At 62.1% G+C, this 14,396-nt stretch carries 23 protein-coding genes; 12 read left to right on the top strand and 11 right to left on the bottom strand.

The features are described from left to right. Window positions 1-142 precede the first annotated feature (142 nt). Complete coding sequence (locus tag AC2YI2_RS25895; protein ID WP_487389402.1) at window positions 143-427, top strand: hypothetical protein; 285 nt, start codon at window positions 143-145, stop codon at window positions 425-427. Between the two features lie 20 nt (window positions 428-447). Here AC2YI2_RS25895 and AC2YI2_RS25890 read toward each other — a convergent pair whose 3' ends face one another. The 9 genes from AC2YI2_RS25890 to AC2YI2_RS25850 all read right to left on the bottom strand — a co-directional run bounded on the left by AC2YI2_RS25890 (window position 448) and on the right by AC2YI2_RS25850 (window position 6,008). Beyond that, window positions 448-1,038, bottom strand: coding sequence for a DJ-1/PfpI family protein (locus AC2YI2_RS25890; RefSeq protein WP_487389401.1), 591 nt, complete (start codon window positions 1,036-1,038; stop codon window positions 448-450). Window positions 1,039-1,194: 156 nt separating this feature from the next. Further along, a complete protein-coding gene (locus AC2YI2_RS25885; RefSeq protein ID WP_487389400.1) occupies window positions 1,195-1,701 on the bottom strand; it encodes a pyridoxamine 5'-phosphate oxidase family protein in 507 nt (168 codons plus the stop codon). A 55-nt stretch (window positions 1,702-1,756) separates the two neighbouring features. Further along, a complete protein-coding gene (locus tag AC2YI2_RS25880; protein ID WP_487389399.1) occupies window positions 1,757-2,269 on the bottom strand; it encodes a tyrosine phosphatase family protein in 513 nt (170 codons plus the stop codon). Then, the gene (locus AC2YI2_RS25875; protein ID WP_487389398.1) at window positions 2,269-2,886 is read right to left on the bottom strand and encodes a YfbR-like 5'-deoxynucleotidase; all 618 of its coding nucleotides are present in this window, start codon (window positions 2,884-2,886) and stop codon (window positions 2,269-2,271) included. The genes AC2YI2_RS25880 and AC2YI2_RS25875 overlap by 1 nt, the downstream gene beginning before the upstream one ends. Continuing rightward, window positions 2,883-3,725, bottom strand: a complete 843-nt coding sequence (ygfZ, locus tag AC2YI2_RS25870; protein WP_487389397.1) for a CAF17-like 4Fe-4S cluster assembly/insertion protein YgfZ — start codon at window positions 3,723-3,725, stop codon at window positions 2,883-2,885. The genes AC2YI2_RS25875 and ygfZ overlap by 4 nt, the downstream gene beginning before the upstream one ends. A 272-nt stretch (window positions 3,726-3,997) precedes the next feature. Next, complete coding sequence (locus AC2YI2_RS25865; protein WP_487389396.1) at window positions 3,998-4,756, bottom strand: hypothetical protein; 759 nt, start codon at window positions 4,754-4,756, stop codon at window positions 3,998-4,000. A gap of 12 nt (window positions 4,757-4,768) precedes the next feature. After that, entirely contained in the window at window positions 4,769-5,026 is a 258-nt protein-coding gene (locus tag AC2YI2_RS25860; protein WP_487389395.1) for a hypothetical protein, read from the bottom strand. Between the two features lie 109 nt (window positions 5,027-5,135). Further along, window positions 5,136-5,567 carry a TIGR02301 family protein gene (locus AC2YI2_RS25855; protein ID WP_487389394.1) on the bottom strand — a complete coding sequence of 144 codons (432 nt, stop codon included), beginning with the start codon at window positions 5,565-5,567 and terminating at the stop codon, window positions 5,136-5,138. A gap of 36 nt (window positions 5,568-5,603) precedes the next feature. Further along, window positions 5,604-6,008 (bottom strand): NUDIX domain-containing protein, encoded by a 405-nt coding sequence (locus tag AC2YI2_RS25850; protein WP_487389393.1) that lies wholly within the window; start codon window positions 6,006-6,008, stop codon window positions 5,604-5,606. 65 nt (window positions 6,009-6,073) lie between these two features. Here AC2YI2_RS25850 and AC2YI2_RS25845 point away from each other — a divergent pair, with 65 nt between their 5' ends. Next, window positions 6,074-6,853 carry an SOS response-associated peptidase gene (locus tag AC2YI2_RS25845; protein WP_487389392.1) on the top strand — a complete coding sequence of 260 codons (780 nt, stop codon included), beginning with the start codon at window positions 6,074-6,076 and terminating at the stop codon, window positions 6,851-6,853. A gap of 51 nt (window positions 6,854-6,904) precedes the next feature. Here AC2YI2_RS25845 and AC2YI2_RS25840 read toward each other — a convergent pair whose 3' ends face one another. After that, window positions 6,905-7,447, bottom strand: a complete 543-nt coding sequence (locus AC2YI2_RS25840) for a MarR family winged helix-turn-helix transcriptional regulator (RefSeq protein ID WP_487389391.1) — start codon at window positions 7,445-7,447, stop codon at window positions 6,905-6,907. A 159-nt stretch (window positions 7,448-7,606) separates the two neighbouring features. Here AC2YI2_RS25840 and AC2YI2_RS25835 point away from each other — a divergent pair, with 159 nt between their 5' ends. The 3 genes from AC2YI2_RS25835 to AC2YI2_RS25825 all read left to right on the top strand — a co-directional run bounded on the left by AC2YI2_RS25835 (window position 7,607) and on the right by AC2YI2_RS25825 (window position 9,310). After that, the gene (locus AC2YI2_RS25835; protein ID WP_487389390.1) at window positions 7,607-7,948 is read left to right on the top strand and encodes a cupin domain-containing protein; all 342 of its coding nucleotides are present in this window, start codon (window positions 7,607-7,609) and stop codon (window positions 7,946-7,948) included. A 27-nt stretch (window positions 7,949-7,975) separates the two neighbouring features. Then, window positions 7,976-8,386, top strand: coding sequence for a VOC family protein (locus tag AC2YI2_RS25830; RefSeq protein ID WP_487389389.1), 411 nt, complete (start codon window positions 7,976-7,978; stop codon window positions 8,384-8,386). A 309-nt stretch (window positions 8,387-8,695) separates the two neighbouring features. Beyond that, window positions 8,696-9,310, top strand: coding sequence for a LysE/ArgO family amino acid transporter (locus AC2YI2_RS25825; RefSeq protein WP_487389388.1), 615 nt, complete (start codon window positions 8,696-8,698; stop codon window positions 9,308-9,310). Here AC2YI2_RS25825 and AC2YI2_RS25820 read toward each other — a convergent pair. Continuing rightward, the gene (locus tag AC2YI2_RS25820; RefSeq protein ID WP_487389387.1) at window positions 9,307-9,471 is read right to left on the bottom strand and encodes a hypothetical protein; all 165 of its coding nucleotides are present in this window, start codon (window positions 9,469-9,471) and stop codon (window positions 9,307-9,309) included. The two genes, AC2YI2_RS25825 and AC2YI2_RS25820, sit on opposite strands and share 4 nt — an antisense overlap. Before the next feature lie 358 nt (window positions 9,472-9,829). Here AC2YI2_RS25820 and cysS point away from each other — a divergent pair, with 358 nt between their 5' ends. From cysS to pip, 7 genes are read left to right on the top strand one after another with little or no spacing between them, the layout of a single operon-like run. Then, the gene (cysS, locus tag AC2YI2_RS25815) at window positions 9,830-11,239 is read left to right on the top strand and encodes a cysteine--tRNA ligase (RefSeq protein ID WP_487389386.1); all 1,410 of its coding nucleotides are present in this window, start codon (window positions 9,830-9,832) and stop codon (window positions 11,237-11,239) included. Between the two features lie 58 nt (window positions 11,240-11,297). Next, a complete protein-coding gene (locus tag AC2YI2_RS25810) occupies window positions 11,298-11,549 on the top strand; it encodes an antitoxin (RefSeq protein WP_487389385.1) in 252 nt (83 codons plus the stop codon). Then, complete coding sequence (locus AC2YI2_RS25805; RefSeq protein WP_487389384.1) at window positions 11,546-11,971, top strand: PIN domain-containing protein; 426 nt, start codon at window positions 11,546-11,548, stop codon at window positions 11,969-11,971. The genes AC2YI2_RS25810 and AC2YI2_RS25805 overlap by 4 nt, the downstream gene beginning before the upstream one ends. Beyond that, window positions 11,964-12,434: a GFA family protein gene (locus tag AC2YI2_RS25800; protein ID WP_487389383.1), complete on the top strand. Its 471-nt coding sequence runs from the start codon at window positions 11,964-11,966 to the stop codon at window positions 12,432-12,434. Before AC2YI2_RS25805 ends, AC2YI2_RS25800 begins: the two co-directional genes overlap by 8 nt. After that, complete coding sequence (locus AC2YI2_RS25795; protein ID WP_487389382.1) at window positions 12,431-12,946, top strand: GFA family protein; 516 nt, start codon at window positions 12,431-12,433, stop codon at window positions 12,944-12,946. The genes AC2YI2_RS25800 and AC2YI2_RS25795 overlap by 4 nt, the downstream gene beginning before the upstream one ends. Beyond that, the gene (locus AC2YI2_RS25790; RefSeq protein WP_487389381.1) at window positions 12,943-13,431 is read left to right on the top strand and encodes a GFA family protein; all 489 of its coding nucleotides are present in this window, start codon (window positions 12,943-12,945) and stop codon (window positions 13,429-13,431) included. Before AC2YI2_RS25795 ends, AC2YI2_RS25790 begins: the two co-directional genes overlap by 4 nt. Next, window positions 13,428-14,384 carry a prolyl aminopeptidase gene (gene pip, locus AC2YI2_RS25785; RefSeq protein WP_487389380.1) on the top strand — a complete coding sequence of 319 codons (957 nt, stop codon included), beginning with the start codon at window positions 13,428-13,430 and terminating at the stop codon, window positions 14,382-14,384. The genes AC2YI2_RS25790 and pip overlap by 4 nt, the downstream gene beginning before the upstream one ends. Window positions 14,385-14,396: the final 12 nt, after the last annotated feature.

The following is a 14,396-nucleotide window of genomic DNA, read 5'->3' as shown; positions in this document are numbered from 1 at the left end:
GTCGATCTCTGGCCCGGACTCAAGCCGGTTGGCTCTACCAAACATTTCCGCCAATATCTTATTGAGGAAATCCTAACGAATAGGCCAACATCGACAAAAAAATTGAAGCGCTTCAGTTCTGTGCGATAGCGTACGAATGCCTATGGCTGACGCGCTCCGCTGGGCGTTGCGGCTTGACGTGCGCCGTTTGATGTCACCTTGTGGCGGCGACGAACCCCTGGACCAGAAAATGCAGCAACGCCGCTACATCGCGCGCACCATGTGCAGCCTTGACGATCCAGAAGCGACCAGAACCTGGTTTCTCCTCGACAAGGCTCTCGGGACGCCGGTCTTTGACGATCGCGGCGTCCGGTTGTTCACCCGTCAGGAGATCGATGCAGTTCTGCAGTCGGAAGATGGCGTCTCGCCGGGCCAGGACGTTGCCTGAGCCTAGCATCGATCTCATCCTTACGCCGCTCGCCGTTCGTCCCGGCCTTCGAACTCCATGCCGAACGAGTCGGAATAATATTCGAGTTCCGGGCCACCCCTGCCGAGCGCTGATATCATTGACCGCATGAAACTGACCGGGGCAAGGCCCGAAGCGGTAATGATGTGGCCACATTTCAGCGCCGCCGGGGAGGTCACATAATAGCCGTGGCCCCGATAGCCGCGGACATTGGCCAGATAGCCGGGCTCGTTGCTGGTATGCGGAATGGCGTCGAGCAGACCGGACGCCGCAAGGGCGCGCGTGCCGCCGCAGATCGCGCCGATCAGCTTGCCATGGCCGTGGGCGATGGTGAGCAGTTCCGTGAGATCGGGTGCGTCGGGGCGGTCCCAGACTGCGCCGCCGATGATCGCGATGGCGTCCACGCGTGCGAGATCAATGTCGTGAATTGCCATGTCCGGCGTCACGTTCAGTCCGCCCATCGAAGCGACAGGCGTGCCTTCGGGCGAGGCGGTGATGACGTCTAGGCCGCAAAAGCCACGCGCGGCGGCGGCCATGAGGCCGAATTCCCAGTCTGCAAAGCTGTCAGTGAGGATGGCTGCGATCGTCGTCATGGTGTCCTCCATCTCTGTTGACGTGGACATTTTACTGCGAGTAACTGCCAGATATTGTCAGTATCAGGCAGGCCGCCGTCAGCGTTTTAATTCGCGATTGGCGGCCTGCCCGTTTGCGGCCGGACAGCAGGTGCCCAGCCGCCTCCCGGAACGGGATCAGGCGGCGCGGAAGGTCACCGCCGTCTTGTAGCCGACGTCGGGCTCCTCGTCGGTGAGATTGGCCTTGGCAATCTCCCAGCCGAACTTGATCGTCGAAGACGTGCTCGCCCAAATCTCACCTGTCGAAGGTGTGAATTTCAGCATGATCAGTTCGGAATCATCCTTGCCGCCGGGATACCAGGCTTCCGTGATCGACGACCAGAAACGTTCGGCGTGCTCGGTCGAGCGCATGGTTTCGAGATGGCCGTCGAGGCAGGCATACCAGTCGTTGTCGCCCATGATGCACATATGCACGTGACCGCCGCCACCGCCGGCGGCGCGGGCGATGTCGGTCGTGGTCTTGGTGTAGAACCACACGGCGTTTTCGTCGCGTGCCGTCTGTGGCGCCATGGGCTGCATGTGGTGGCGATGATCGGGGCTGCCCAGCATCACGGCATGGACCTTGTCCAACTTGTCCCATATCTGGCCGATCGGATCGTTCTTGGCGTCGGAAATATTGCTCATGTCAGGTCTCCTTCTTGTCGAGCGGAAAACCCGTGCGGCGTCAAATTGGTTCCGGTTAGAAATCGAGCACGAAGGGCGCATCGCCCATATAATCCGCACCACGGCCGATGGCCTTCACCGCTGCCACGAGGCGGCCTGAGCGGGCAAGCACGGTGTCACCGATCTCGACAAGGCGGGTGTTTGGCGTCGCCTGTGGCGAGGCAGCGCGAAGCGCGCGTACGAGTTCGGCATCATCGAGGTCGGAGTTTGCGGCCAGCGCCGCGACCAGCGCTGCAGCCGGCGAGCGCGAAACGCCCATCCAGCAATGGATGAGCAGCGGGCTCGTCTGGTCCCAGCTCCGGGCGAAAGCGATGATCTCGCTCACATGCGCCTCCTGCGGCGCGATCAGCCCGTCCTTGCCGGCAAAGGCGATGTCGTTGACCGATATCGACAGATGGCGGGTCGGGTCGATGACGCCGGGGCGGTGGAAGTCATGCTTCTCGGCGATCAGCGTGATCATCTCGCGCGCCTTGTGGCGGACAGCCATCTCCGCGATGGCCTTGAGGGGGGAGACGACTATGCGGGGCATCAGACCTTATGCCTCCAGGTCTCGATCTCCGCGAAGCGCTCACAGAACAGCGCTTGTGCCTTAGCAGTCGCCATCGGCTGTATGGGAATCATCTCGACTGTCACGGCACGCGGCTGGCCGAAGAACTTCCGCGCCTCGGCCTCGGAGAAACCGGCAAGCCGGGTCGCCTCGAAATAGGCGGAAACAGCATCCGCCTTCTTGATCAGGGCCTTGAGCCCTGCCGCTGGATGCGGCGGCAGGGAGAAGCGCAGGTGGATCGCCGCTTCGAGCCGTTGCTCGACCGCCTTATAGCCGCCGCCCACCACGGCCTTGAACGGCGAGATCATGTCGCCGATGACATATTCCGGCGCGTCGTGCAGCAGCGCCATCTGGCAGTCGGTGGCGGTGCAATCGGGATTCTGCAGCCGGAAGATCTGCTCGACGACGAGCGAATGCTGGGCGACGGAAAAGGCGTGCTCGCCATGGGTCTGGCCGTTCCAGCGGGCGACGCGGGCGAGGCCGTGGGCGATGTCGGACAGCTCGACATCCACCGGCGAGGGGTCGAGCAGATCGAGCCGCCGGCCGGACAGCATGCGCTGCCAGGCGCGGATGCCGGCTGCAGGCCTGGCTCCCGTCATGATGCGGCTTCGTCGGCTGCTGCCGGGAAGTCGAGGCCGCTCCAGGCGGGCAGCGCGAGCGTGACCGTGACGTCGCCGGCCAGGATCGGTGTGCCGGCAGCCATGGCTTCGCCCGCCTTGTCGATGCGCACGACGGCGAGGGCAGTGGTTCCTTCGACCGTGCGGAGCGCACCAATTTCGCGACCGCCGATCGAGATCGCGGTGCCGGATGCGGGCAGGGCACTCTCGGCGGTGACCGTCACCAGCCGGCGACGTGCCGTCGCGCGGTGCTGCATGCGCGAGACGACTTCCTGGCCGACATAGCAACCCTTCTTGAAATTGAGCCCGCCATTGCGGTCCATCATCAGGTCATGCGGGAAGAAGTCGGTCGCGTCGCCGTCTTCCGCGCCACCGGAAATGCCATTGATGATACGCAGCGCGGCATAGGCGGCGAGGGGCGCTTCGCCGGTAGCACCTAGCGTGCGGAAGAGGTCGACGCCGGCCCTTGCGAAGCGCATGTCCCTGATGGCGCCGGACGGAGGCGCTTCATCCCAGGAGACGGCGGTGGTGTTGGCTTCGAGTCTGGCAATCACCACCTTGGCGCGCAGCTTGTAGAGCGTCAGGCGCTTGGCGAAGGCATCGCCGGCGGTGGCGTCGGTCTCGATCAGAAAGCCATCGGCGCTCCGCGAGATCATAAATTCGAACATGATCTTGCCCTGCGGCGTCAGCAGCGCGCCGGAATAGGCCTCGCCCTGGCCGATGGAGGGCACGTCGGTGGTGATGATTCCCTGAAGGAAGTCTTCGGCCTCGTCGCCGGTCACGGCGATGAAGGCACGGTTTTCGAGCGTAGTGGCGGGCATGACGGACATCCGGGTTGTCGGAGAAGAGGTAGTCTTTCGCAAGGGGCGCGGCAAGGGGAGGGTGCCTCATCTGTTGGCGCGGCGCCTTCAGGAAAGTCCCCTCCCAAACCCCACACAAGGAGGAGGGCCTAACCTGTGGCGAGGAGACGGCTCGCATCTACCGCTTTAGCAAGTAGACGGCCCGAATTGTGGCAGTGGGGGAACAACAGTTTAAGCCCTCCCCCTTGTGGGGACGGTTTGGGAGGAGTCTTTGCTCAGAAAGCGTGATGCCTTTAATCGCCCGCCACAAAGAACTTCCATTTGCCGTCGGCGCTGATGCCGAGACGGTAGAAGTTGTAGCCGCCGAATTCCTTCATGTCGGTGACGTCGCCCGCGGTTACGATGCGGTAGAGCTCGACCATTTCGGGCGGCGAGAGCGCGTCGAGATTCTTTTCGGCGAAATAGGGCCAGACATAGGCTTCCTGCGCCGTGCCCTTGTCGGTATGTGCGGCAGCCGTCGAGATGATGTCGAGCAGGATAGCGAGTACTTCGCGGCCGTCCGGGTCGCCCGAAAGGCTCTTAAGGGCTGCGATCGGATCGTCGGGCGCATCGCCCACAGACACCTGCGTCTCGTCTTCACCGGTGCCGAACAGGGGGCGGAGCTTCTCGATGTCGCCCGATGCCGCGGCTTCGACCAGCGCGGTGCGCATCTTCTTGACGGGCTCGGGGAGCTTGTCGAGATCATTGACGAATTCCACCGGCACTTCAGGCGTATCGGCGGGCGTCGTGACATCGGTGGAGGTATCGTCGCCCGGCTTCTTGATCAGCGAGTCGGGCATGGGAAGGGTCTGGCTGCTGCCGGTCTGGTCTTCCTCGGCGGGCACTTGGGCCTTGCCGGGGTCCTCCTGCTCGACCGGATCGGGCTCCTTCTTGGGCTCGGTCAAGGCGTGGGCGGAGAAAGCGGCCGCACTCGCGGCCAGCAGAACTGCCAACGTGACGGAGAGAACCGACCGTCCGAAGCGGAACGTGGAAAGAGCCCCCCTGCCGGGCATCACTGAATTCCCTTACTGAATCGTGCGGTTGGGAGAAAACTCACCCGAAAGAATACGTTCCTTGAGCTGGTCGAGCAGGGCCTCGGCCCCCGATTCTCCCTGCAGCCGCACGGTCTCGCGCATCGCGAACAACACCGCCGCTTCGGCGATGATTTCAGGTTCGATGCCATCGGCGCGTCCGTCTGCCCAGGCCTCGGTCTGGTATTCGAGCGCAGCCTGCATTTTCTCATGGACGATCAGGTCGTCGATTTCCTTGAGGCTCGCTTCCATGGCATTTCCTTAACTCGCAGGTCCAGTCACACCTTACCGGACCGTTAATACGCTTACCAAGGTTTTCTCAATTCGGCACTGTGCGCAATAAAAAGCGGTAAACAATCGGTTAATTTCCGAAGCGCGCAGTAATTTCTATGGCAAGTGTTGCACCTTCGGCACGGTAAGCTTCCTCCGCGGCGATGGCTTGCGGGGTGCACTTTACATATGTGGCGGCAAAAGAGCGGTAACCGCGATTGAATGCGGCGGTGAGACGGGCGGTGCGTTCCGGCTCGTTTGGTGTCTCCTCGCTGAGAAGCTCGCGCATCAGGTCGCGCCATTCCGATTCGTTGCCCTTGCAGAGATTGCGAAGATACGAGACCGAGCCAAGGATTTCGGCGAGCCGCATCAGCTTCGGATCATAGGGCGCGGGCTTTTCGGCGACGGCCGGCGTTTCCACCTTGGTCTCCTCCGCAGCCGCCTTCTTCTTTCGCTCCTGGCCAAGGGCAGGCGCGACCGCAAGGCCGGCGATGAGGGTCAGGGTGAGGACGCGCTTGAGCATGGTTCGGGCATAGCAAAGTCGCGCGACATCGGCAAATCAGACCGACAGGATTTCGCGCTCCAGCCGGTCGACGCAATCGAGCACGCTGGCCGGCGTGTTGAGAAGGCGGATTTCCTCAGGCGTATACCAGCCGGCATCGGCGGCATCGTCGCGCGCCTCGGCGATTTCGGAGGCTTCGGCGTCGACCAGGAAGACGGTGAGGTGGAAATGCCGGCCCGGATTTTCGGCCTGGAGGTCGTAGAAGGCGAATTCGCGCGGCGTATGCGCTCTTATCCCGGTTTCTTCCAGGAATTCGCGGATCGCCGTCTCGGGCGGCGTCTCGCCCGGCTCGGCCCGGCCGCCGGGAAAGGCGAACATGTCGAAGGAGGGCGGGTTGCGGCGGCGGATCAGCAGGATCTTGCCGTCGCGGATCAGGATGGCGGAGGAGGCGGCTTCGGGCATCGGGACTTCGTGAATCGTTTTGGCCGGACATTGACCCAACTTCCTTCAGGTGCCAAGTAAATCCCATGTGCGGACGTTTCGCTCTTCTCTCCCTGCCCGAAGACGTGCAGGAGGCCTTTGCGTTGATGGAGCTGGAAGATTTTCCGGCGCGCTACAACATCGCGCCGACGCAGCCGATCCTCGCGGTCATCGAGGCCGACCCGCCGGAACCCGGCTCCAACCGTCCCGCGCGCCGCGCGCTGTTGTTGCGCTGGGGCCTGATCCCGGGTTTTGTCAAGGATCCCAAAGAATTCCCGCTCTTGATCAATGCCCGCGCGGAAACAGCGATCGGCAAGGCGAGTTTTCGAGCTGCCATGCGTCACCGGCGTATCCTGATCCCGGCATCCGGCTTTTTCGAATGGCGCCGGCCGGAAAAGGGCTCGAAGGAAAAGAGCCAGGCCTATTGGGTGCGGCCGAAGCGCGGCGGCATAGTCGCCTTTGCCGGGCTGATGGAAACCTGGTCGTCGGCCGATGGCTCGGAGGTCGATACCGGGGCGATCCTGACGGCGGACGCCACGCCGAATTTCCGCCATATCCACGATCGCATGCCTGTCGTGATCGAGCCCGAGGATTTTGCCCGCTGGCTCGACTGCAAGACGCAGGAACCGCGAGAGGTCGCCGACCTCATGGTGCCGCCGCAGCCCGATCTCTTCGAAGCGATTCCGGTTTCCGACCTCGTCAACAAGGTGGCAAATACCGGGCCGGAGCTGCTGGAGCCGGTGGCGGAAGCCGCTCCGGTGGCGCCGAAACCGGCGCCCAAGAAGGCGGCGGGCGGCGATGGCGGCAGCCAGCTCGATCTTTTCTAGCGCCCAGAGACTTCGGTGTGAGATGTGCCGATGCGCGCGCCGTCGGTCAGCCTATGGCTGGCCGTTTTCCGTCGAGTCATTCTCCATTTCGACGATCAGCTTCCTGAGAAGGGCAGCCAAGGTCTCCCGTTCCTTCGTGGAAAGCGGCTCCAGAAATTTCGCCTCACTTGCCATGTCCTTCCGGAAAGCCTTTTCCGCGAGTGCGATGCCGGCGTCGGTCAGCGCCACCAGCAGGCTTCGTCCGTCATCCGGCGAGGGCTCGCGGCGGATGAGGCCGGCTTTTTCGAGCCGCACGAGCCGGTGGGTCAGGCCGCCGGACGAGATCATCAGCAGGCTGTACATCTCCGTCGGTGTCAGACGATAGGGCGGGCCCGAGCGGCGGAGCGTCGCGATCACGTCGAATTCGCCGCGGTCGAGACCATAGCCGGCAAAGGTCGCCTCGATGCCGGGGCGGACCATGTTGGAGAGGCGAAATGCCCGGCCGAGAATCGCCATCGGCTCGGTATCGAGGTCAGGCAGTTCCTTTGCCCATTGCTGCCGCAACCGGTCGACATGGTCCTCTTTGGTTTTGGGATCCCGCTTGCCTGCCACCATGATTCCACCCCGCATTCTCCCCCAAGACATACACGCTGCCGATGCGATCGCAAATATATCTTTGCGGGAAGATATTTATCTTGACGAGAAGATAAAATTGACGCATGTATCTTCTCGTCAAGATAATTTCAGCGCGAGCCAATTCGAGGAGGTCAAGCAATGTTCATGGTCCATCGTCACCAGGAACCCCAGCCCGGCACGAGCCGCACCGTCCGTTTTGAAGGGCGCGATTTCGGCGGCCAGGTTTCGCTATTTCTTGTCGACGCGGAGCCGGGCAGGGGATCGGCACTGCATGTCCATCCCTATTCCGAGACCTGGGTCGTGCGGAAGGGCGAAGCCGAATTCACCGTCGGCGGAGAGAGGACACGCGCTTATCCCGGAGACATCGTGGTTGCCGCCGCCAATGTGCCGCACCGCTTCGAGAATGTCGGAGATGACAGGCTCGAAATCGTCTGCATTCATCCCAACGACACGATCGTGCAAGACCTTGTCGAGGCTTGACCGAGAGAGAAAAAGAAAGGAACCGACATGCCCAGAATGATTTTCGTGAACCTGCCGGTGAAGGATATCGTGGCTTCCACCCGCTTCTATGAGGCGATCGGCTGCACCAGGAACGAGCAGTTCAGCGACGAGAAGGCCTCGTCGATGGTCTGGTCCGATGCGATCACCTTCCAGCTTCTTGCCGAGGACTATTTCTCGACTTTCGTTGCACGGCCGGTCGCCGATGCCCAGAAGACCTGCCAGGTGTTGCTCGCGATTTCGATGGACAGCCGCGCCGAGGTGGATGCGATTTCCGAGGCGGCGGCGAAGAATGGCGGCCGCAACGACATCCGTGAGACGATGGACCTCGGCTTCATGTACAACCGGGCCTTCCAGGATCCGAACGGCCATGTTTTCGAGGCCGTGTTCATGGACATGAGCGCTATGCCGGCGGGCTGAGGCGGTACTGAAGGCTCCCCCTTCTCCCCGGTGGGGAGAAGGGGTCCGAAGGGTCGGATGAGGGGGTGCGCGGCGCGCCAAACGTCACAGCAAGAAAGCCCCCTCATCGCCTCGCATGCGCTCGGCACTTCTCCCCGGTGGGGAGAAGAGGGAGCAAACAGCACCGCCCCACATCCTATATTTTATAGCTTGCCAGTTGCGAGGAGAGGGCCAGAGTGAGGGGCCAATGAGACCGGAAGCCGCCCCGCCATGGACTCCGCCCGCACTGTGTGCTTGGAAGGCGGCCCGTCGCAATACTGGCCAATCCCGATGCCGCTTGTCTCCGCAGCCCTCTCCGGCTTTCTGCTCGGAGCTTCCCTCATCATCGCCATCGGCGCCCAAAATGCCTTCATCCTGCGGCAGGGCCTGCTGCGCCAGCATGTGTTCATCCTCAGCCTGATCTGCGCGACATCGGATGCAGCGCTGATCGCGCTCGGCGTCGGCGGTCTCGGCACGCTGGTTTCGCAGGCGCCGGTGCTGATCATGGTGGTGACAGTTGGAGGTGTGCTGTTTCTCAGCGCCTATGCCGTGATTGCCTTCCGCCGCGCGCTCCATCCCGAGGCGATGAAGGCGGCGAACACCGCGGGCGGGAGCCTGAGGGCGGCGGTGGCGGCGTGCGTTGCCTTCACCTTCCTCAATCCGCATGTCTATCTGGATACGGTCGTGCTGCTCGGCAGCCTCTCTGCCCGCTTCGAGGGGACAGGGCGGATCGCTTACGGCGCCGGCGCGGCGTTGGCATCTTTCGTCTGGTTCTTCGGGCTGGGCTACGGCGCCCGGTTGCTCGAACCCGTCTTCGCCAGACCCGCCGCATGGCGGGTGCTCGACATCATCATCGGCCTTGTGATGGCGGGTCTCGCCTTCAGCCTTGCCGTCACGCTGTCTTAGGCAGCCTTGGCCTTGTGGTCAGCCTTGGAGTCTTCCTTGTGCTCATCGTCCTTCTTGGCCTGCGCCATCAGGGCTGCAGCGAGCAGGTGGCGAGGCCCGATCGGTCGGTAATTCGCCAGCAGAGCGTTAAGGTTTTCTTTACGGTTTTCAATCTTTTGCATTGTCGTCCCAATCCAGTTTGTGAGCTTCCGCCCTCCCTTCCCTTATGCCCCTCCGAATTGGACGAAAGCGTGACGCCGAGAAGGAAAGAACGAGGTGATTTACAACTTACCAATCGCGCGGGGGAAATCTGTTACCGATGTGACACAGTCCAGCCTGACCGGATCAGCATGACGGGGCCAGCTTGACGGGGGCTGAAGAACGCGCGATACAAGCGCCATGAAAACGATTGTCTGCATTTGCCGGATCATTATTCGCTAGCGCTCCCGCTGGCCCGGCCGTTTTCGTCTCCTGACAGACAAGAGCTCAAAACGCCCCGGCCAGGCGGAGTGTCATCTTGTTGCAATTCGGGAGAGATCAATGGGCGCTGCGCCGGAACTCAGGCTCTACAATACGCTGACACGGGAAAAATCGGTCTTCGCGCCGATCGACCCCAACCATGTCCGCATGTATGTCTGCGGCCCGACGGTCTATGACTATGCCCATATCGGCAATGCCCGGCCGGCCATCGTCTTCGACGTGCTCTATCGGCTGCTGCGCCATGTCTATGGCGAGGCTCACGTCAAATATGTCCGCAACATCACCGACGTCGATGACAAGATCAACGCCCGCGCCTTGCGCGACTATCCCGACATGGACCTCAACGCCGCGATCCGGCTGGTCACCGAAAAGACCTACGACCAGTACCAGAAGGATGTGAAGGCGCTCGGCTGCCTGGCCCCCGACGTCCAGCCGCGCGCCACCGAGCACATCGCCAAGATGGTCGAGATCAACCAGATGCTGATCGACAAGGGCCATGCCTATGTCGCCAAGGGCGACGAGGGCAAGGAAGTGCTGTTCGCGACCGGCTCGATGCCTGATTACGGCCAGCTCTCCAAGCGCAAGCTCGACGAGCAGCAGGCCGGCGCCCGCATCGCCGTCGAGGCGCACAAGAGGAACCCAGCCGATTTCGTGCTCTGGAAGGAATCGACCGGCGACCAGCCCGGCTGGCATGCCGACTACACGATCGACGGGAGGACGACCGCGATCTTCGGCCGGCCCGGCTGGCATATCGAATGCTCGGCCATGTCGGTGGTTCATCTCGGCGAAGTCTTCGACATCCACGGCGGCGGACTCGACCTGATCTTCCCGCATCATGAAAACGAGATCGCCCAATCGCGCTGCGCCTATGGCCGCGACGTGATGGCCAATGTCTGGATGCACAACGGCTTCCTGCAGGTCGAGGGCAAGAAGATGTCGAAGTCGGACGGCAATTTCGTCACGATCCATGAGTTGCTGGAGACGGAGACGTTTGGCGGGCGGACCTGGCCGGGCGAGGTGCTGCGTCTGGCTATGCTGATGACACACTACCGCGAGCCGATCGACTTTTCGATAAAGCGGTTGGAAGAGGCGGAGCGGCTGCTGGCGAAATGGCCGGAGGTCACGGCATCGGACGCGGCGCCGCACGACAGCGTGGTTGCGGCACTGGCCGATGATCTCAATACGCCGGCGGCCATCCAGGCGATCCATTCGCTCGCTCAGTCGGGGGATCCCGCCTATGCGGCGAGTGCGGCACTTTTGGGCGTCGCGCCGAAGAAGGTGGAGATCGCGTCGGCTGTCGCCGAGGGTCTTGACGCCATCATCCAGATGCGGCTCGAAATGCTGAAGGCGAAGAATTTTGCGGAGGCAGATAGGATCCGTGACGATCTGCTCGCCAAGGGCATTCAGCTCAAGGACGGCAAGGATGCGGCGACGGGCGAGCGGGTGACCACGTGGGAAGTGAAGCGGTGAGTATTGTCTTGCGTTATTGTGGTATTTTCGGCGGCAGGTTCAATCGACGGAGGCGCTGATGGGAGTAGAACGGCAGATAAGACTAGAGAGCGATGGCGACGGGCAGATGATCCATATTCCATCGGATTTTGTCCTTCCCGGTGAAGAGGTCGTGATCAGCAAGCTGGGCGAAAGCATCTTAATTCGACCGGTGCGGAAGCGAACGTCGGGTTTGCTGGAGTGGCTGGCTCAACAGGAGCCTTGGCCCGACGACGAGGAGTTTCCCGAGATGGATCTGCGGGATCCGCCTCCTGATGATGTGAACATATGATTGGCGTGCTCTACATGCTCGACACCAACATTGTGTCGGCGTTAATTCGACAGCCGGATGGCCGAGCTCAGACTCAGCTTTCGTTGGTTGGCGAGGCGAGCGTTTGCGTCAGCGCCGTCGTTGCCTCGGAACTGCGTTTTGGCGCGGCCAGAAAGAACTCGGAACGCCTTGCGCGCCAAGTCGAAGATGTGCTTACGCGGCTGCTTGTGGTGGCATATGACGATCTGGCATCGACTGTGTACGGCAAATTGCGCACTCGGCTGGAAGAACGTGGCACGCTCATCGGAAGCAACGACCTCTTCATCGCCGCCCACGCCCGCTCGCTCGACCTCACGCTCGTCACTGACAACATCCGCGAATTCTCCCGTATAGACGGTCTGAAACTCGAAAACTGGATCGAACGGGAGCCATCCGATGACTGAAACACACGCAATGTCCGGCGGCTGCCAGTGCGGCGCCATTCGCTTCCGCGCCGGCAAGCTTGGCCGTCCCTCGATCTGCCATTGCCGCATGTGCCAGAAAGCCTTTGGCTCGTTCTTCGGCCCTTTCGTCACCGCCGATCAGGCGCATCTCGAATGGACGCGCGGCCAACCGAACTGGTTCAAGTCTTCCAACAAGGTCCATCGCGGCTTCTGCGCGCGCTGTGGCACGCAGCTCGCCTATCGCCATCCCGGCGGCATCGAAATGTCGATCGGTGCTTTCGACGAGGCGGACAAGCTCGAGCCCGAGGTGCAGGTCAACTATCACCAGCGCCTGCCCTGGATCGACCGGCTGTTCGACAAGCCCAAGGTCGAGGGTGAGCCTTATGCGTCGTTCTTTGCGACCATCGAGAGCTACCAGCATCCCGATCACGATACAGCGCAGTGGCCGGAGGAAGAGAAATGAGCGAGACCTATTCCGGCGGCTGTCAATGCGGCGCGGTGCGCTTCCGCATCCGGGGCGTGCTCAAGGACGCCTCGATCTGTCACTGCCGCATGTGCCAGAAGGCATTCGGTCATTTCTATGCGCCGCTCGTCGGCGTCAGCGATGTCGAGTTCGCCTGGACACGGGGCGAGCCGAAATTCTTCCAGTCTTCGAACTATGTGAGGCGCGGTTTCTGCGGCAATTGCGGCACCCCTCTGTCCTTCGAGGCGCCGGAGGGTGTCGGTCTGGCGATCGGCGCCTTCGATGAACCGGGGCGGGTAAAGCCCGCCATACAATTCGGCGTCGAAGCCAAGATCCCCTATGTCGATCATCTCAATGAACTGCCTGAGCAGGACACGCTCGATGACGTCTCGACGGCGCCCTACCTGACCGACCTGGAAAGCTACCAGCACCCCGACCATGACACCGTGGACTGGACGCCGAAATCGGCACCGGAGGCGGACCACTGGAGACCGAAGGAACAGGGCGTATGAGCTTTTCGGGCGGATGCCAATGCGGGGCGGTGCGTTATCGCGCGGCGAAAGCGCCGACGGAACCGCATCTCTGCCATTGCCGGATGTGCCAGAAGGCGGCGGGCAACTATTTCATGGCGCTTGGCGGTGTGGCACGCGAGGATTTTGAAATCACCCGCGGCGAGATCGCCTATTTCCACTCGTCCGATATCGTGCGGCGCGGCTTTTGTGCCCGCTGCGGCACGCCGTTGACCTACGAGACGATCGGCGCCGGCCACGTCGCCATCACCCTCGGCTCGCTCGACCGGCCACAGGATGTCAAGCCGGCCGCGCATTCCGACGGCTATGCGCGCATGCCCTGGTTCAACGACCTTTTCGGCCTGCCGGATGAGGGCGCGCAGGACGCGAGCGACGGCGGCGGCGCGCGCTACAGAGATATCCGCAACTCCAATCACCAGCATCCGGACCACGATACATCAATCTGGCCCGTGGAGACCAAGGCATGACACTGCGTACGCTCTACCCTGAAATCGACGCCTATGAGTCCGGCTTCCTCGACACCGGCGACGGCCATAGGGTCTATTGGGAGAGGTCGGGCACGAGGGGTGCCAAGCCCGCGGTCTTCCTGCATGGTGGCCCGGGCGGCGGCTTTTCGCCCACTCATCGCCGGCTGTTCGATCCAAAACTCTATGACGTGATGCTGTTCGACCAGCGCGGCTGCGGCAAGTCGACGCCGAACGCCTCGCTCGACAACAACACGACCTGGGATCTCGTTGCCGATATCGAGAAGCTCCGCGAGATGAGCGGCGTCGAGAAATGGCAGGTCTTCGGTGGCTCCTGGGGCTCGACCCTGGCGCTCGCCTATGCCGAAAAGCACCCGGAACGGGTTTCGGAGCTCGTCGTGCGCGGTATTTACACGCTGACCAAGGCCGAGCTCGACTGGTACTATCAGTTCGGCGTCTCGGAAATGTTTCCCGACAAGTGGGAGAGCTTCCTTGCGCCAATCCCCGAAGACGAGCGCCATGAGATGATGGCTGCCTATCGCAAACGCCTTGTTGGTACCGACCGCGAGAAACAGGTCGAGGCCGCGATCGCCTGGAGCACCTGGGAAGGCCAGACGATCACGCTGCTGCCGGAACCCTCGACCTCGGACAAGTTTGGCGAAGTCGATTTCGCCATCGCCTTTGCCCGGATCGAGAACCATTATTTCGTCCATGCCGGCTGGATGGATGAAGGCCAGCTGCTGCGTGACGCGCATAAGCTCAAGGACATTCCCGGCACGATCGTGCATGGCCGTTACGACATGCCATGCCCGGCGAAATATGCCTGGCAGTTGCACAAGGCCTGGCCGAAGGCGGATTTCCGGCTGATCGAGGGGGCGGGGCATGCCTATTCCGAGCCCGGCATTCTCGATGCGCTGATTGCGGCGACGGACAAATATGCGGGGAAGGTGAGTTGATGACTCGCGGCG

The sequence above is a fragment of the Rhizobium sp. SRI_017 genome, assembly GCF_057586295.1.
The sequence above is the reverse complement of the archived record's forward strand: the minus strand, read 5'-3'. Positions and strand labels throughout refer to the sequence as shown.

Bases quoted from the DNA above. Each gene is read 5' to 3' on its own strand.
- cysS (WP_487389386.1), top strand. From the start codon at position 9,830: ATGGGCGCTGCGCCGGAACTCAGGCTCTACAATACGCTGACACGGGAA.
- AC2YI2_RS25835 (WP_487389390.1), top strand. From the start codon at position 7,607: ATGTTCATGGTCCATCGTCACCAGGAACCCCAGCCCGGCACGAGCCGC.
- AC2YI2_RS25880 (WP_487389399.1), bottom strand. From the start codon at position 2,269: ATGCCCCGCATAGTCGTCTCCCCCCTCAAGGCCATCGCGGAGATGGCT.
- AC2YI2_RS25840 (WP_487389391.1), bottom strand. From the start codon at position 7,447: ATGGTGGCAGGCAAGCGGGATCCCAAAACCAAAGAGGACCATGTCGAC.
- AC2YI2_RS25860 (WP_487389395.1), bottom strand. From the start codon at position 5,026: ATGGAAGCGAGCCTCAAGGAAATCGACGACCTGATCGTCCATGAGAAA.
- AC2YI2_RS25805 (WP_487389384.1), top strand. From the start codon at position 11,546: ATGATTGGCGTGCTCTACATGCTCGACACCAACATTGTGTCGGCGTTA.
- AC2YI2_RS25825 (WP_487389388.1), top strand. From the start codon at position 8,696: ATGCCGCTTGTCTCCGCAGCCCTCTCCGGCTTTCTGCTCGGAGCTTCC.
- pip (WP_487389380.1), top strand. From the start codon at position 13,428: ATGACACTGCGTACGCTCTACCCTGAAATCGACGCCTATGAGTCCGGC.
- AC2YI2_RS25895 (WP_487389402.1), top strand. From the start codon at position 143: ATGGCTGACGCGCTCCGCTGGGCGTTGCGGCTTGACGTGCGCCGTTTG.
- AC2YI2_RS25885 (WP_487389400.1), bottom strand. From the start codon at position 1,701: ATGAGCAATATTTCCGACGCCAAGAACGATCCGATCGGCCAGATATGG.
- AC2YI2_RS25855 (WP_487389394.1), bottom strand. From the start codon at position 5,567: ATGCTCAAGCGCGTCCTCACCCTGACCCTCATCGCCGGCCTTGCGGTC.
- AC2YI2_RS25890 (WP_487389401.1), bottom strand. From the start codon at position 1,038: ATGACGACGATCGCAGCCATCCTCACTGACAGCTTTGCAGACTGGGAA.
- AC2YI2_RS25850 (WP_487389393.1), bottom strand. From the start codon at position 6,008: ATGCCCGAAGCCGCCTCCTCCGCCATCCTGATCCGCGACGGCAAGATC.
- AC2YI2_RS25875 (WP_487389398.1), bottom strand. From the start codon at position 2,886: ATGACGGGAGCCAGGCCTGCAGCCGGCATCCGCGCCTGGCAGCGCATG.
- AC2YI2_RS25810 (WP_487389385.1), top strand. From the start codon at position 11,298: ATGGGAGTAGAACGGCAGATAAGACTAGAGAGCGATGGCGACGGGCAG.
- ygfZ (WP_487389397.1), bottom strand. From the start codon at position 3,725: ATGCCCGCCACTACGCTCGAAAACCGTGCCTTCATCGCCGTGACCGGC.
- AC2YI2_RS25820 (WP_487389387.1), bottom strand. From the start codon at position 9,471: ATGCAAAAGATTGAAAACCGTAAAGAAAACCTTAACGCTCTGCTGGCG.
- AC2YI2_RS25800 (WP_487389383.1), top strand. From the start codon at position 11,964: ATGACTGAAACACACGCAATGTCCGGCGGCTGCCAGTGCGGCGCCATT.
- AC2YI2_RS25790 (WP_487389381.1), top strand. From the start codon at position 12,943: ATGAGCTTTTCGGGCGGATGCCAATGCGGGGCGGTGCGTTATCGCGCG.
- AC2YI2_RS25845 (WP_487389392.1), top strand. From the start codon at position 6,074: ATGTGCGGACGTTTCGCTCTTCTCTCCCTGCCCGAAGACGTGCAGGAG.
- AC2YI2_RS25865 (WP_487389396.1), bottom strand. From the start codon at position 4,756: ATGCCCGGCAGGGGGGCTCTTTCCACGTTCCGCTTCGGACGGTCGGTT.
- AC2YI2_RS25795 (WP_487389382.1), top strand. From the start codon at position 12,431: ATGAGCGAGACCTATTCCGGCGGCTGTCAATGCGGCGCGGTGCGCTTC.
- AC2YI2_RS25830 (WP_487389389.1), top strand. From the start codon at position 7,976: ATGCCCAGAATGATTTTCGTGAACCTGCCGGTGAAGGATATCGTGGCT.